Origin of the sequence: Agromyces litoreus (assembly GCF_040496015.1) — a bacterium.
GTDB lineage: Bacteria > Actinomycetota > Actinomycetes > Actinomycetales > Microbacteriaceae > Agromyces > Agromyces litoreus.
This window is the reverse complement of sequence record NZ_JBEPKA010000007.1, coordinates 1-13,740: the sequence shown is the minus strand read 5'-3', so window position 1 is coordinate 13,740 and position 13,740 is coordinate 1. Positions and strand designations below refer to the sequence as shown.

General features: G+C 72.7%; 16 protein-coding genes. 9 read left to right on the top strand and 7 right to left on the bottom strand.

What is annotated here, in order from left to right; translation table 11 throughout:
- Positions 1 to 18: 18 nt before the first annotated feature.
- The 4 genes from ABME01_RS07120 to ABME01_RS07105 all read left to right on the top strand — a co-directional run bounded on the left by ABME01_RS07120 (position 19) and on the right by ABME01_RS07105 (position 5,162).
- Positions 19 to 1,044, top strand: a complete 1,026-nt coding sequence (locus ABME01_RS07120) for a Gfo/Idh/MocA family protein (RefSeq protein WP_353827682.1) — start codon at positions 19 to 21, stop codon at positions 1,042 to 1,044.
- A complete protein-coding gene (locus ABME01_RS07115; RefSeq protein WP_353827681.1) occupies positions 1,041 to 2,480 on the top strand; it encodes a sulfatase family protein in 1,440 nt (479 codons plus the stop codon). Before ABME01_RS07120 ends, ABME01_RS07115 begins: the two co-directional genes overlap by 4 nt.
- On the top strand, positions 2,477 to 3,373 hold the full coding sequence (locus ABME01_RS07110) for an MBL fold metallo-hydrolase (protein WP_353827680.1): 897 nt from the start codon (positions 2,477 to 2,479) through the stop codon (positions 3,371 to 3,373). Before ABME01_RS07115 ends, ABME01_RS07110 begins: the two co-directional genes overlap by 4 nt.
- 226 nt (positions 3,374 to 3,599) lie before the next feature.
- Positions 3,600 to 5,162: a glycosyl hydrolase family 28-related protein gene (locus ABME01_RS07105; RefSeq protein WP_353827679.1), complete on the top strand. Its 1,563-nt coding sequence runs from the start codon at positions 3,600 to 3,602 to the stop codon at positions 5,160 to 5,162.
- 246 nt (positions 5,163 to 5,408) lie between these two features.
- Here the strand turns inward: ABME01_RS07105 and ABME01_RS07100 are convergent, their stop codons facing one another.
- A complete protein-coding gene (locus ABME01_RS07100) occupies positions 5,409 to 5,789 on the bottom strand; it encodes a PPOX class F420-dependent oxidoreductase (protein WP_353827678.1) in 381 nt (126 codons plus the stop codon).
- Positions 5,790 to 5,920: 131 nt separating this feature from the next.
- Between ABME01_RS07100 and ABME01_RS07095 the strand changes: the two genes are divergently transcribed.
- A complete protein-coding gene (locus tag ABME01_RS07095; RefSeq protein WP_353827677.1) occupies positions 5,921 to 6,268 on the top strand; it encodes an ArsR/SmtB family transcription factor in 348 nt (115 codons plus the stop codon).
- Complete coding sequence (locus ABME01_RS07090; RefSeq protein WP_353827676.1) at positions 6,265 to 6,753, top strand: SRPBCC family protein; 489 nt, start codon at positions 6,265 to 6,267, stop codon at positions 6,751 to 6,753. Before ABME01_RS07095 ends, ABME01_RS07090 begins: the two co-directional genes overlap by 4 nt.
- 65 nt (positions 6,754 to 6,818) lie before the next feature.
- On the opposite strand, the gene ABME01_RS07085 is transcribed toward ABME01_RS07090, so the two are convergent.
- The 5 genes from ABME01_RS07085 to ABME01_RS07065 all read right to left on the bottom strand — a co-directional run bounded on the left by ABME01_RS07085 (position 6,819) and on the right by ABME01_RS07065 (position 10,338).
- Positions 6,819 to 7,796 (bottom strand): zinc-binding dehydrogenase, encoded by a 978-nt coding sequence (locus ABME01_RS07085; RefSeq protein ID WP_353827675.1) that lies wholly within the window; start codon positions 7,794 to 7,796, stop codon positions 6,819 to 6,821.
- A 65-nt stretch (positions 7,797 to 7,861) separates the two neighbouring features.
- Positions 7,862 to 8,329, bottom strand: coding sequence for a MarR family winged helix-turn-helix transcriptional regulator (locus ABME01_RS07080; protein ID WP_353827674.1), 468 nt, complete (start codon positions 8,327 to 8,329; stop codon positions 7,862 to 7,864).
- A gap of 104 nt (positions 8,330 to 8,433) precedes the next feature.
- Positions 8,434 to 9,348, bottom strand: a complete 915-nt coding sequence (locus ABME01_RS07075) for an SPFH domain-containing protein (protein WP_353827673.1) — start codon at positions 9,346 to 9,348, stop codon at positions 8,434 to 8,436.
- Positions 9,349 to 9,363: 15 nt separating this feature from the next.
- A complete protein-coding gene (locus tag ABME01_RS07070; protein ID WP_353827672.1) occupies positions 9,364 to 9,873 on the bottom strand; it encodes an NfeD family protein in 510 nt (169 codons plus the stop codon).
- A 111-nt stretch (positions 9,874 to 9,984) separates the two neighbouring features.
- Positions 9,985 to 10,338, bottom strand: coding sequence for an iron chaperone (locus tag ABME01_RS07065; RefSeq protein ID WP_353827671.1), 354 nt, complete (start codon positions 10,336 to 10,338; stop codon positions 9,985 to 9,987).
- A gap of 81 nt (positions 10,339 to 10,419) precedes the next feature.
- Here ABME01_RS07065 and ABME01_RS07060 point away from each other — a divergent pair, with 81 nt between their 5' ends.
- From ABME01_RS07060 to ABME01_RS07050, 3 genes are read left to right on the top strand one after another with little or no spacing between them, the layout of a single operon-like run.
- Positions 10,420 to 10,962, top strand: coding sequence for a helix-turn-helix domain-containing protein (locus ABME01_RS07060; protein WP_353827670.1), 543 nt, complete (start codon positions 10,420 to 10,422; stop codon positions 10,960 to 10,962).
- A 57-nt stretch (positions 10,963 to 11,019) separates the two neighbouring features.
- Positions 11,020 to 11,955, top strand: coding sequence for an alpha/beta hydrolase (locus tag ABME01_RS07055; protein ID WP_353827669.1), 936 nt, complete (start codon positions 11,020 to 11,022; stop codon positions 11,953 to 11,955).
- A gap of 35 nt (positions 11,956 to 11,990) precedes the next feature.
- On the top strand, positions 11,991 to 12,734 hold the full coding sequence (locus ABME01_RS07050; RefSeq protein WP_353827668.1) for a formylglycine-generating enzyme family protein: 744 nt from the start codon (positions 11,991 to 11,993) through the stop codon (positions 12,732 to 12,734).
- Between the two features lie 39 nt (positions 12,735 to 12,773).
- Here ABME01_RS07050 and ABME01_RS07045 read toward each other — a convergent pair.
- A partial coding sequence (locus ABME01_RS07045) for an oxidoreductase (protein ID WP_353827667.1) occupies positions 12,774 to 13,740 on the bottom strand: 967 nt, incomplete at its 5' end.

Below are 13,740 nucleotides of genomic sequence, written 5' to 3'. Positions count from 1 at the left end.
CGGATCGGAACACCCGACATGACGACCCCACCCACCTCGCCCGCCCGTCTCGCACTCGTCGGCGCCGGGCTCATCGGCACCGACGTGCACCTGCCGCGCCTGGTCCGGCGCACCGACGTCGAGGTCGTCGCGATCGTCGACGCCGACGCCGACCGGGCGCGTGCGGTCGCGGAGCGGTTCGGCGTTCCGCGGCACACGACCGACCTCGACGCCGTGCTCGACGACGCCGGGGTCGACGTCATCGACCTGTGCACCCCGCCCACGCTCCACCGGCCGCAGGTGCACGCCGCGCTCGACGCCGGCAAGGACGTGATCCTCGAGAAGCCGCTCGCGACGACGTTCGAGGATGCGACGGCGGTCGCCGCCCGCGCCGCGGCGTCGCCCGAGCGCACGATGATGGTCGCCGAGAACTGGGTCTACAGCTCGGCCGGGTCCGCGTTGCGTTCGCTCGTCGAGGACGGGGCGCTCGGCGACATCCAGCTCTGGTCGTCTCGGCACGAGAGCGACCACCGCCTGCCGAAGGGCGGCCAGCCGGGCTGGAACTACGACCTGCGGGGCTCGGGCGGCGGCTACCTGATGCAGGCGGGCACCCATGCGGTCTCGCTCGGCCGCTCGCTGTTCGGCGAGATCGAGTGGGTGGATGCGACGAGCCCGCAGGCCTCGGGCGACGGCGATCCGTTCCTCGACCACGAACTGGCCGCCGTCGTCGGCTTCCGCTCGGGCGTCATCGGGTCGCTCACCCTCACGGGCCGGAGCCATCGCGCCGGGGCGCGGGTGCTCCGCCAGGCCGTGTTCGGCACCGACGGCACCGTCGACGCCGACATCCTGAGCGGCGAGGTCACCGTGGCCGGGCTGCGGTTCGAGCCGCCGGGCGAGGTGTCGATGGGCTTCGACGAGGAGTTCGACCACTTCCTCGCGTGCCGTCGCGACGGCCGCACGCCGCGCACGTCGGCCGCCGATCAGCTCGAGACCCTGCGCACCGTCACGGCGATGTACCGCTCCGCCGCGACCGGCGCACGCGTCACGGTCGGGAGCATCGCATGAGCCGGTCCGCGAGCGCCCCGCGCGTGATCGTGATCATGACCGACCAGCACGCGCGACGGGCATCGGGCGCGTACGGTGATCCGGTCGTGCAGACGCCGAACCTCGACGCGCTGGCGGCCCGTGGCACGACGTACGAGGCCGCGTCGTGCAGCTCGCCCATCTGCGTGCCGTCGCGCGCGTCGTTCATGACCGGCCGGCCGGTGCACGAGATCGGCGCGTGGGACAACGCGCATCCGTACCGCGGCGAGCCGCGAGGCTGGGCGCACGCCCTGCGCGACGCCGGCGTGCCCACGACGGTGATCGGGAAGATGCACTTCCGCTCGGCGGAGGACGACACGGGATTCTCCGAGGTCGTCGAGCCGCTCGACGTGGCGGACGGCGTCGGCGACATCTACTCGCTCGTGCGCGACGACATGCCGGCGCGACCGGCACTGGCCGACCTCGTGCGGGAGGCCGGCGTGGGGGAGTCGCCCTACCTCGCGTTCGACCGCCGGGTCGCCGCCGAGACGCGCCGGTTCATCGCCGAGGCCCCGGCGGACCGGCCGTGGGCGCTGCTCGTGTCCTTCGCGACCCCGCACCATCCGCTGAAGGTGCCGCAGGAGTACTGGGACCGCTACGAGGACGTCGAGATCGAGCTGCCGGCGCCGGTCGATGCGGCGCAGCATCCGTACGTGGCCGAGATGCGGCGCGTGATGGGCGTCGACGAGGCGTTCTCGGCGGAGGAGGTCCGCCGGGCGCGCCGGGCGTACCTGGCCCTCTGCACGCTCGCCGACGACCTCGTCGGCGACGTGCTCTCCGCCATCGACGAGCGCGGTTTCGACGACGGCGGGACCACCGTGCTCTACACCTCGGACCACGGCGTCTCGCTCGGCGAACGCGGGCTCTGGTGGAAGCACCACCTGCACGAGGAGTCGGTCGGGGTGCCGCTGATCGCGGCCGGCCCCGGGTACGCGGCGGGCGCACGCGTGGCGCAGCCGGTGTCGCTCACCTCGATCTACCCGACCGTGCTCGATCGGTTCGAGGTCGCCGACGAGCGCGTGGACTCCGGGCCGCTCGCCGGTCCGGTGCTGCCGGCCTCCGACCGCGAGCCGACGACCCTCGCGGGCGGGTTCAGCGAGTACCACGCGCTGGGCGCGTCGTCCGCCGCGTACCAGCTGCGCGACGAGCGCTGGAAGCTGCTGTATTACCCGACGCAGCCGCCGCAGCTCTTCGACCTCCACGACGACCCGGACGAGCTGCGCGACCTGGCCGGCGACCCGGCCCACGCGGGGCGGCTGGCCGACCTGATCGCCCGGCTCCGTTCGGCGATCGACCCGGAGGCGGTGGATCGCCGTGCCCGCGCCGACCAGGCGCGGCTCATCGAGCAGCACGGCGGTCGCGACCGCGTGCTCGCGGGCGGGTTCACGGTTCCGTTCACGCCGCCGCCGGAGGCATGACGGTGCCCGGGGCCGGCGACGTGAGCGCGCGCGAGGTCGCCGAGGGCGTCCTCGTCCTCGCGATCCCGATGTCGCCGACGCTGTCGACGCGGAGCGTCGCGCTCGTCGGCGAGACCACGACCCTCGTCGACGCAGGGACGGCGGATGGCGCCGGCGCGCTCGTCGGCGCACTCGCCCGGCACGGGCTGCCCCGGGTCTCGGACGTGGTCTGCACGCACTTCCACCACGATCACACCGGCGGCCTCGAGCGGCTCGTGCAGGGCGGCGGCGTCGAGGTGCACGCGCACGTGGCGGAGTGCGGCTTCGTGATCCGGCCCGACCTGTTCGGGCGGGCGCTCCGGCGCGCCGGCATCCCGGCGGCGATCCCGGCCGCAGCCGGCGTCCCGGAGGTCTCGGGCGTCCTCGACGGGCAGCCGTTCCCCGTCGGCGGTCGCGAGTGGACGGCGCTGCACGTGCCCGGCCACACCTGGGGTCACCTCGCGATGTGGCGCGCCGCCGATCGGGTGCTCGTGGCCGGGGATGCCGTGCAGGGCACCGGGGTCCCCTTCGCGGGCGTTCCCGGCCAGGGCACCGGCATCCCGTACTACGTCGACGTCACCGCGTACCGGCGGAGCCTCGACCGGATGGCGGCGCTCGCCCCCGAGGTGCTCGTGCTCGCCCACGAGAACCCGGCCTGGGAGGGGACCGTCCTCGACCGCGCCGACGCGGCGGACGCGCTCGCCCGCTCGACCGCGGAGGTCGAGCGGATCGACGCGTTGGTCCGCGACGCGGTCGGCTCGGGCGCCCGGTCAGCCTCCGAGATCGCCGCCCGGGTCTGCGCGGAGTTCGGTGCCGCGGCGACGCCGCAGGCCGAGGTGACCGTGCGGGCGCACCTCGCCGCCATCGACCGCTGACCCGGCAGCGTCGTCGGGCGCGGGACGCATTCCGCGCGGTGCATACACCGGGTCCTTCGCCGCGATCGCCGCAATCGGCATGTCGTGCGTGCGGGTGCCCGCTCGAGTCGCCCGGCGTCATCTTCGGCCGGATCTGTGGACAACCGTAGCCATGCGAGCATCCTGCGCGTAAAATGAACATGGCTGTGCAAAATACGCACAATCGCGACGATGCGAAGGAGACGCAATGATGCGATCGAGAAAGCACACGAGCGCCACGCGGCGCACACGAGCGGCCGGGGCGGGCGTCCTGGCCCTCGCGCTGCTCCCGCTCGGAGGCCTGGCTGCCGGAGCGGCCTGGGCGAACGACGGCATCCCGCCGGGGCAGGACGTCCCCGGCGAGCAGGACATCGCCGAGATCCGTCCGGGCGGCTACCGCCTGTACACGATCCCCGAGGCGTACGAGCTCTACGGCGAGACCGCCGCGATCGGCGACGGTGGCAGCATCGGCGACGTCGTGGGGACCTTCACCAATTACGTCCACGACGACGAGCCGACCCTCGTCGGCCCGGGTGACGACACGGCGGCCATCCAGGCCGCGATCGACGCCGCGTCGGAGGAGACCACCGGTGGCGTCGTGCGCTTCGCCGCCGGGCACTACGAGCTCGGCATGCTGCTGCTCCGCTCGAACACGCGGCTCGAGATCGACCCCGACGCCGTGCTCAAGATGACCGACGACGTCCTGTTCAACGCCGGCCGCGGTACGACCGCCGCCGAGTCCGGGCGCGTCTCGACGGTCGTCAACGTCGAGGTCACGTCGACGAAGAATACGCAGAAGTTCACGATCGACATGTCGCACAAGAAGCCGAACGACCCGGCCGCGGCGTTCCTCCTCGCGATGGTGCGCAACTTCGCGATCTCGAACTTCAGCGTGCAGGACAACTACACGCTCCTGCCGTCGGTCTTCATGGTCCCCGACAGCGACACGTTCGTCGGCGCGCAGCTCGTCGACGACGTGCCCGTGCGCAACCTCTCGTTCGACCGGTGCCCGGACTACGGCGTCGTGCAGAACGCGGAGTCCTTCCACACGCACACCGGCTACGGCCTCTCGCAGGTCTTCTGCGGCAGCCACCTGAACCTCCGCGACCTGTATGCGGAGGGCGGTGTGACGCTCCGGCTCGAGCCGGGCAGCGGTCCCGACCACCTCAACCGTGCCGGCCCGGACGTGGGCGCGATGCACGACATCGAGGTCTCCGACCTCACCAACCGCGGTGGATTCACGACGCTCTACATCAAGCCGCACTCGAAGGAGATCCGGAACGTCCGCGTGCACAACCTGACCGGCATCGACAGCGGGTTCACCCTCATGGTCGACATCGGCAGCGCCGACCTCGACGACCCGCTGTTCGGCCGCGGTCACTACAGCGACACGGTGGTCACCGGGAACATCTCGCTGAAGAAGACCGTGAAGGAGGAGGTCAGCCACATCGGCTTCATGGGCACCTACTTCGTGGCCGACAGCGTCCTCGAGAAGGTCGACCGCCTGGCCGACTTCGGCAAGGACCCGTCCGGCAACCGCTGGTACGTGACGGATGTCATCGCGCCCGTGCTGCTCGCCTCGGAGCAGTCGGCCGACGAGGTCGGCCCGTACGAGAAGGGTCGGTACCAGATCGACCTGTCGGGTGCGAACATCACGTCGAACCACCTGCCGCGCGACGACAACGAGCCGAAGCGCGACCAGCGGATCCTCTACCGCTCGGATGCGCGCAACCTCGACGGGTCGCCGGCGACGGACGTCATCGAGAAGTAGCCTCGACGGGCCGGGCCCGGCGCGCACGACCTCGTGCACGCCGGGCCCGGTCCCTGTCCCCGTGGGACGTCTCGAGCGCCGGGTCCGACCTCGGGTGGGCGCCGGTGCAGGATCTTCCGGTCGACATCGGGTCGCTGCCGACCGAGACGCCGGGGGACTGCGGACTCTTCTCGCCGCCGCCGCCGCCCGAGCGGGCGGGTTGACGCCGCGCGACGCCGTCGCACGCGCGACCCCGAGGCGGCCGGCTCAGTCCGCTCGCATCCCCGAGGATCCCAGCACGCGCTCGACCGTGAGCTCGAGCACGACGCGCTCGGGGTTCGGGCGGGGCTGACGGTAGCGGGCCGCGTAGAGCTCGACGGCGAGGGCGACCGACTCCGGGTCGGTGAGGATGCGCACCGGCCCCTCGAAGCTGATCCAGCGCGCACGGTCGACGGTGTTGACGCTCGCCCGGCCACTGCGCTCGGCGTTGAGGAACTTCTGCGAGCCGCGGCTGCCGATCACGCGCACGATGCCGTCGCGGTAGGTGATCCCGACGGGGACGGAGTGGATCCGGCCGTCGCGCCCGAGTGTCGAGAGGGTCGCGAGGTGGCGTTCGGCCAGGAACTCCCGCGCCGCGTCGGTGATCACTGCAGTCGTGCTCCTCGCCGGATCGTGGTGTCGCTGCGGCCCAGTCTGCCACCCGTCTCGCGACCCTTGACATCCGGACACCGGGAGCGTACTTTCCTGATCAGTTAATTAACCAGATCGGAAGGTACGTGATGTCCTCGACGACCCGCCTCGACGAGGCGTTCGCGGCGCTCGCGAACCCGACGCGCCGCGCGATCGTCGCGCGGCTGGCGCAGGGAGAGGCGGCGGTCGGCGAGCTCGCCGAGCCGTTCGACCTGTCGCTGCCGGCGATCTCCAAGCACATCAAGGTGCTCGAGCAGGCCGGCCTGGTCACCCGCGCACGGTATGCCCAGTTCCGGCCGTGCGCGCTGAACGCCGAGATGCTCGACGAGATCACGGACTGGGCGACGCACACGCGCGCCGTCTGGACGGCGCGCCTCGATCGCATGGACGACTACCTCGCCCACCTGCGATCCGCGAAGGAGGGGGAACGGGAATGAACGGCATGACCGAGCAGGCTCCGGCCATCGTGCTGGAGCGCGACGTGGACGCGCCGGTCGAGGCGGTGTGGGAGATGTGGACCGATCCGCAGCACTTCGCCGCGTGGTACGGCCCGACCGGCTCGACCATCACCGTGGTCGAGTTCGACGTCCGGCCGGGCGGCACGCGCACCATCCGGATGGACGTGCCGACGCCCGACGGGCCGCGATCGATGTGGTTCTCCGGGACCTACCTCGACGTCGTGCCGCACGAGCGACTGGCCTACACCGAGTTCATCTCGGATGAGCGCGGCGAGGCGGTGTCGACGCCCGGGGGGCCGAACGACCCCACCGAGGTGCGGGTCGAGTTCCGCGGCGACGGCGAGCGCACTGCGCTGGTGCTCACGCATCTGGGCGTGCCGGCCGGATCGCCCGGCGAGACGGGCTGGCGGATGGCGCTCGACGCGCTCGACGCGCGCCTGCGCGGGGAGCGCGCCTCCCGCTGACCCGGCGCGCCGACCCGGCGCCACGGACGGTCGGGCTCCGACCGTCCGCGGCGCCGCGGCACCGGCTACGGGCGCAGCAGCACCTTGCCGACGCGGCCCGGAGTCCGGCTCGCGCGCACGGCGTCGCCGATCTCGTCGAGCGCGAAGATGCCGGCGACCGGCAGGGTCAGCTCGCCCGTGAGGATGTGCTGCATGAGCCGGCCGAACAGCATCGAGCGGGTCGCAGCGTCCATGTCGCGGCTCACGCGGCTGCCCCAGAAGCCCTTCACCGTGAGCTGCTTGTAGATCACGTCGGACGAGGCGATCTGCATGGTCGGCGAGTGCATCGCGCCGAAGACGGCGAGCGTCGCCTTCTCCGCGAGGAGCGACGCGACCTCGCCCGTGGACGCGCCCCCGACCGAGTCGACGCCGGCGACGATGGGCGCGCCGCCGGTGAGGGCGGCGACCTCGTCGCGCCACCCCTCCGCGTCGGTCGCGACGACGTTGCCGATGCCCTGCTCACGGAGCTCGTCGACGCCCTCGGCGCGGCGCACGAGCCCGACCACGTTGAGGCCGCGCGCGGCGCCGATCTGCGCCACCATCCGGCCGACCGCGCCGTTGGCCGCGTTCTGCACGATCCAGTCGCCCTCGCTCAGGTCGAGCGAGTGGATGAGGCTGACGGCGCTGAACGGCATCGAGACGAGCTGCGCGGCGGCCTCGTCGGTCACGCCCTCGGGCACGGGGATGAGCCCCGCGGCATCCGCGACGAAGTACTCGGCCCACACGCCGAACGTGCCGCCGGTGACGACCCGCTGGCCGACCTCGACGTTCGCGACGTCGGCGCCGACGGCGTCGACGATGCCGACGGCCTCGGTGCCCGCGCGGGCGGGAAGCTCCGGCGTGAAGCCGTAGTCGCCGCTCACGGTGAGCAGGTCGTGGTTGTGGATCGTCGTGAGCAGCGTGCGCACGCGGGCCTGGCCGGGTCCGGGCTCGGGGAGCGGGTGCTCCTGGACCTCGAGCACCGTGCCGGGCTCGCCGAAGGTGGAGTGGATGAGGGCGCGCATGCAGCGGCTCCTTTCGTTCGTGGTGTTCGGTTCGTGCGTCCGGGGCCGGTCGGCCTCGGGCCGGGTCAGCGGGACGCTCCGGATGCCGCGGCGGCCGCACCGGGCGATGCCGCCGCGGAGTGCATGGACGCCGTCACCTGCTGCAGCGTGCGGATCAGGGATTCGGCATCGCCCTCCCGGACGCCCGCCGCCTCGGCGACGGCCGACGGCAGGTGCGCCAGTTCGGCGCGCAGCGCGGTGCCGCGCTCGCCGATGGCGACGGTGACGACGCGCTCGTCGGCCGAGCTGCGGGCCCGGGTGACGAGCTCGGCCTGCTCCATGCGCCGCAGCAGCGGGGAGAGCGTGCCGGAGTCGAGCTGCAGCAGGTCGCCGAGCGACGAGACGGTCTGCTCGCCCTCGCGCCAGAGCGCGACGAGGACGAGGTACTGCGGGTACGTCAGGCCCCAGGGCTCGAGCAGGCTGCGGTACAGCTGGGTCGCCGCGCGGGATGCGGCGTACAGCGAGAAGCACACCATCTCATCGGTCACGACCATGCCAGCAGTATTGCACGCAATTCAATTGCACACAACGTTATTGCCGGGCGGGGCCGAATGCGGCGGGCTCCGGCGGCCACCGAACGGCGCCGGTGGCCCGGCCCCTACTTCGGGTCGCCGCCGCTCGGCGGCGTGAACGCCTGCCCGATGCCCTTGAGCGCCTCGGTGAGCTCGCTCGGCACGATCCAGAGCTTGTTCGACGCGCCCTCGGCCAGCTGGGGCAGCATCTGCAGGTACTGGTACCCGAGCAGCTTCGGGTCGGGGTCGCCCGTGTGGATCGCGTCGAAGACCGTGAGGATCGCCTCGGCCTCGCCCTGGGCGCGCAGCACCGCCGCCTTCGCGTCGCCCTCCGCCTGGAGGATGGCGGCTTGGCGCTGCCCCTCCGCGGTGAGGATCGCGGACTGCTTGGTGCCCTCGGCGGTCAGGATCGCGGCGCGGCGGTCGCGCTCGGCGCGCATCTGCTTCTCCATCGAGTCCTGGATCGTGTGGGGCGGGTCGATCGCCTTGAGCTCGACGCGGGAGACCCGGATGCCCCACTTGCCGGTGGCCTCGTCGAGCACGATGCGCAGCTGGCTGTTGATGTTGTCGCGGCTGGTCAGCGTCTCCTCGAGGTTCAGCCCGCCGACCACGTTGCGGAGGGTCGTGGTCGTGAGCTGCTCGACGGCGCCGAGGTAGTTGTTGATCTCGTACGTCGCGGCCCGCGCGTCGGTGACCTGGAAGTAGACGACGGTGTCGATCGAGACGACGAGGTTGTCTTCCGTGATCACCGGCTGCGGCGGGAACGACACGACCTGCTCGCGCATGTCGACGAGCGGCTTCACGCGGTCGATGAACGGCACCAGGATGTTCAGCCCCGGCGTGAGCGTCTTGTGGTACCGGCCGAGCCGCTCGACGATCCCGGCGTAGGCCTGCGGGATGATCCGGATCGCCCGGATGAGCACCACCAGGACGAAGATCCCGATGACGATCAACAGGACGACGATGAAGATCTGGGTGACGAACCCGTCGATGCTGATCATGCGTCGCTCCTCGAATCAGGTGGTGGTGCCTCGGTCTGGTGCGGGCGGGTCGGCCGGGTGCCGGTCGCCGCGTGCGATGACGACGGTGGCGCCGTCGACCTGCACGACGTGCACGGTGTCGCCGGTGTCGAGAACCCGGTCGCCCGCGTCGAGGTCCAGGCGCGCCGTCCAGGTCTCGCCGTTGGCGAGCTTCACGAGCCCGCCGGTGGCGCTCACCGGCGAGACGACGCGCCCCGGCATCCCGTCGATCGCCGCGATGTTGCTCGGCGTGAGGTCGGCGCCGCGCCGCATCGTCCGGAGCATGAGCGGGCGGATGGTGAGCAGCAGGAGGACCGAGACGATCGAGGCCGTGAGGAACTGCACCCACCACGGCCAGCCGAGCAGGTCGGTTCCGAGGCCCGCGACCGAGCCGAACGCGAGCATCAGGAACGTGAACTCCAGCGTGAGCAGCTCGATGATCACGAACACGAAGATCAGGATGAGCCAGACGACCCAGAGATATTGGCTCAGGTCCACCAGCAGCATGGCGATCGCCCCCGAACGTCCTCGTCCTCCGAACGTAGCACCGCGCCGGGCGCCTGCGGCTGGGAGCGCCTCAGGCCGCCGGATTCAGGCGTGTCCGGTCGCCGGTCGCGGTCACGCCGGGTCGGTCGCGCGGGCCGCGACGATCGCCGCCGCGATGCGGCCGACCAGTTCGTCGGGGAGCGGTTCCGAGTGGGGGAGGACGACGGAGTCCTTCCCGGATCGGCGCGGCGCGACCTCGGATTCGAGCGGTTCCGGCAGCGCGGGCACGGGGTAGATGCCGATGTGCCGCTTCCACCCGGCGAAGTGCAGCGCGTATCGGCCGCCCAGCATGACCGCCGCGATGCCGTAGCGCATGCGCTCCTCGGCACCGGGGACCTCGGCGAGGATCGCGCGGCGCACCCGCGCGAGTCGTTCGGCGACATCGTCGGGGAACGAGGCGATGTACTGGTCGACGGTCTCCGCCATGTCCCGCATCATCGCACCGCCCGGCGACGCTGGGGAAGGCGCGCGCCCGCCATCGTGGCGCCGTGGTGGGATCATCGGGTCATGGCCCGCGCGAACGGCTCCGCCGACCTCATCCTGCATCCGGTGCGGATGCGCATCATCCGCTCGCTGCTCGGCGGGCGTCGGCTGACGACCGCCGAGCTCGCCGCCGACCTGCCGGATGTCGCGACCGCGACGCTCTACCGGCACGTCGGCACGCTCGCCGACGCCGGCGTGCTCGAGGTCGTGTCGGAGCGGCAGGTGCGCGGGGCGACCGAGCGCACCTACGAGCTGCGCACCGACGCCGCCCAGGTCGACGCCGACGCCCTCGCGGCGATGCGGCCCGAGGAGCACCGGCAGGCGTTCGCGGCCTTCACCGCCGGCCTGCTCGCGAGCTTCGACGCCTACGTCGACCGCGGCGACGTCGACCTCGAGGCCGACCGCGTCGGGTACCGGCATCGGGCGCTGTGGTTGACCGACGCCGAGCTCGACGAGTTCCTGGGCGAGCTCGGCCGGCTCGCCGCGCGATGGGGCGAGCTCGGCCCGGGGGCGGGTCGGCGCCGCCGCGTGCTCTCGACGGTGCTGATCCCCGATGAGGACGCCTGACCCTCGGGTTGCAACGTTCTCAGAAATGAGAATAATGGGATCCGGAAAGGGGAACGCATGACCGCACCCGAGGTCCGGATCCGGGCCGCCGAAGAGGAGCTCCGCTTCGCCGCCGCCGACGACGTGCGTCTCGTCGGCACCATCGCCGAGCCCGCCGACGCGCCCGTCGCTGCGGCGCTGCTCATCCCCGGCTCGGGTCCGGTCGACCGGGACAGCGACCACAAGCGGATGCGACTCGGCGTCTCGCGCGACCTCGCCCACGCGCTCGCCGACGCGGGCGTCGCGTCGCTGCGCTACGACAAGCGCGGCATCGGGGCGTCCGGCGGCGACTTCCTCGCGGCCGGGCTCGGCGACAACGTCGCGGATGCCGCGGCCGCGCTCGCCGCGCTCCGCGATCGATTCCCCGGCCGCCCGGTGTTCGTCGTCGGGCACAGCGAGGGCGGCATCATCGCCGCTCGCGTCGCCGCCGACGACTCCGGCCTCGCGGGCGCGGTGCTGCTCGCGACGCCCGGCGTCACCGGCGCCGAGATGCTCGCCTGGCAGGCCGAGCAGGTCGCGGGGGCGCTCCCCCCGTTCGCGGCGTTCATCGTGCGGCTGTTCCGGATCGACCTGCTCGCACAGCAGCGCCGCACCCTCGAGCGGCTGCGGTCGAGCACGGCGGACGTCATCCGCATCCAGGGTCGCCGCATCAACGCGAAGTGGCATCGGGAGCTGCTCGAGTCCGACCCGCCGCGGGACCTCGCCCTGGTCGCCGCGCCCGTGCTCGCGATCACGGGCGGCAAGGACCTCCAGGTCGACCCCGATGACCTCGAGCGGATCGCGGCGGCGGCCGCGGGGCCGGTCGAGACCGAGCGCCCGGCCGACCTCACGCACCTGCTGCGAACCGACCCGGGCAGGCCGTCGCTCGCCGCGTACCGGAAGCTCATCCGGAAGCCGACCGACGCCGGCCTGCTGGAGCGCGTCGCATCCTGGGTGGTCGCCACCGCCGGCTGACGAGGAGGTGCGGGACCGCGTGCGATACTGCCGCGGTGACCGACATCGAGCTCGCTCGGATCGCCGCCGGCACGGTGACCCTGCACGACGCGCGTCGGAAGGTGCGCTGGAGCGTCGACCTCGAGCCGTTCGAGATCGGCGTCTACCCGGTCACGCAGGAGCAGCTCGCCGAGCTGCTCGGCGAGACGGCGACGCACCCGCGACGCCCGGCGACCGACGTGAGCTGGCTGCGCGCCATCCGCTTCTGCAACGCCGCCTCGGAGTGGGAGGGCCTCGACCCCGTCTACACGTTCGACGGCGAGGACGTCACCTGGCACGTCGATGCCGACGGGTTCCGGCTGCCGACCGAGGCGGAGTGGGAGTTCGCCTGCCGGGCGGGATCGCGCGAGTCGCACTACGGCCCGCTGCCCGAGGTGGCGTGGACCAGTGCCGACGGCGTGGGCGCGCCGCAGGACGTGGGGGCGAAGCTGCCGAACCTCAACGGGCTCTTCGACACCCTCGGCAACGTGTGGGAGTGGTGCTGGGACCTGCTCGATCCCGCCCGCTACGACGAGTACCGCGTGTTCCGCGGCGGCGGCTTCGCCGACGACGCGTGGAGCGTGCGGGCGTCGACCCGCCGCGGGGGAGCGCCGCGGATGCACCACGAGGACGTCGGCTTCCGCGTCGCGCGAGGCGGCTTCGAGGCGACCGATGCCGCGCAGGGATGGTCGGCCGAGGCCGACGCCGTACGCGCCGCGATCGACGGCCCGCTGCCGCCGGGGTGGACGCCGCGACGGTGATCGCGGCGCCCGTGAGGGCGTCCGGCGAGGTGAGCGTCCCTAGGCCAGCGGGTCGAGCCCCGTCGCCTCGACCGAGAGCTCCCAGAGGCGCTCGGCCGACGGCAGGTCGATCGCCCACTCCTTCACTCCGCCCGACCGCGGGTCCGCGTGGTCCGGCGGCACGACCCCCTTGATCGCGCAGTCCTCGGCGTAGATGCCGCCGCGCGACGCCAGCTCGGGTGCGGTGGCCGCCCAGAGGCCGGTCGACGCGCCCTCGGCGGGCGTCTTGAACAGCGGGTTCGCGTTGCCCTCCTCATCCATCCACTGGCGCGCGATGAGCTCCTCGCGCGGCATGTGGCGCTGCAGCTCGGTGAGGATGCCGCCCGGGTGCACGGAGTACGCATGGATGCCGCGCGACTCGCCCCGTACGTCGAGCCCGACCGCGAACAGCGCGTTCGCGCTCTTCGACTGCCCGTAGGCGACCCACGGGTCGTACGGCGTCGACTCGAACCCGAGGTCGTCGAAGCGCACGGGCGAGCGGTAGTGCGCCGTCGAGGAGTACGAGACCACGCGGGCGCCGTCGGCGAGCAGGCCGGCGATGCCGCCGACGAGCGCGAAGTGGCCGAGGTGGTTCGTGCCGAACTGCAGCTCCCAGCCCTGCGCCGTCGTGCCCTGCGGCGTGGCCATGACGCCCGCGACGTTGATGACGAGGTCGATCGGCCGGCCGTCGTCGCGCACCGAGGCGGTGAGGGCGGCGACGGACTCGAGGTCGGAGAGGTCCATCCGGGCGACGTCGACGCCGGAGACGCCGTCGAGCGCCGCGGCGGCCGCGTCGGGGCGGCGCGCCGGCACGAGCACCGAGACGCCGGCGTCGGAGAGGGCCCTGACGGTCTCGATCCCGAGGCCGGAGTAACCGCCGGTGACGATGGCGCGCTTCCCGGCGAGGTCGTGGCCGGCGATCACCTCCGCGGCGGTGGTGCGATAGCCGAACCCGGTCTCGAGCGGCTGCTGACGGGCGATCATGTCC

Coding starts and splice junctions, on each gene's coding strand:
- ABME01_RS07060 (WP_353827670.1), top strand. CDS start 10,420: ATGGCCCGCGCGAACGGCTCCGCCGACCTCATCCTGCATCCGGTGCGG.
- ABME01_RS07065 (WP_353827671.1), bottom strand. CDS start 10,338: ATGGCGGAGACCGTCGACCAGTACATCGCCTCGTTCCCCGACGATGTC.
- ABME01_RS07110 (WP_353827680.1), top strand. CDS start 2,477: ATGACGGTGCCCGGGGCCGGCGACGTGAGCGCGCGCGAGGTCGCCGAG.
- ABME01_RS07075 (WP_353827673.1), bottom strand. CDS start 9,348: ATGATCAGCATCGACGGGTTCGTCACCCAGATCTTCATCGTCGTCCTG.
- ABME01_RS07085 (WP_353827675.1), bottom strand. CDS start 7,796: ATGCGCGCCCTCATCCACTCCACCTTCGGCGAGCCCGGCACGGTGCTC.
- ABME01_RS07115 (WP_353827681.1), top strand. CDS start 1,041: ATGAGCCGGTCCGCGAGCGCCCCGCGCGTGATCGTGATCATGACCGAC.
- ABME01_RS07105 (WP_353827679.1), top strand. CDS start 3,600: ATGATGCGATCGAGAAAGCACACGAGCGCCACGCGGCGCACACGAGCG.
- ABME01_RS07120 (WP_353827682.1), top strand. CDS start 19: ATGACGACCCCACCCACCTCGCCCGCCCGTCTCGCACTCGTCGGCGCC.
- ABME01_RS07055 (WP_353827669.1), top strand. CDS start 11,020: ATGACCGCACCCGAGGTCCGGATCCGGGCCGCCGAAGAGGAGCTCCGC.
- ABME01_RS07070 (WP_353827672.1), bottom strand. CDS start 9,873: ATGCTGCTGGTGGACCTGAGCCAATATCTCTGGGTCGTCTGGCTCATC.
- ABME01_RS07080 (WP_353827674.1), bottom strand. CDS start 8,329: ATGGTCGTGACCGATGAGATGGTGTGCTTCTCGCTGTACGCCGCATCC.
- ABME01_RS07095 (WP_353827677.1), top strand. CDS start 5,921: ATGTCCTCGACGACCCGCCTCGACGAGGCGTTCGCGGCGCTCGCGAAC.
- ABME01_RS07090 (WP_353827676.1), top strand. CDS start 6,265: ATGAACGGCATGACCGAGCAGGCTCCGGCCATCGTGCTGGAGCGCGAC.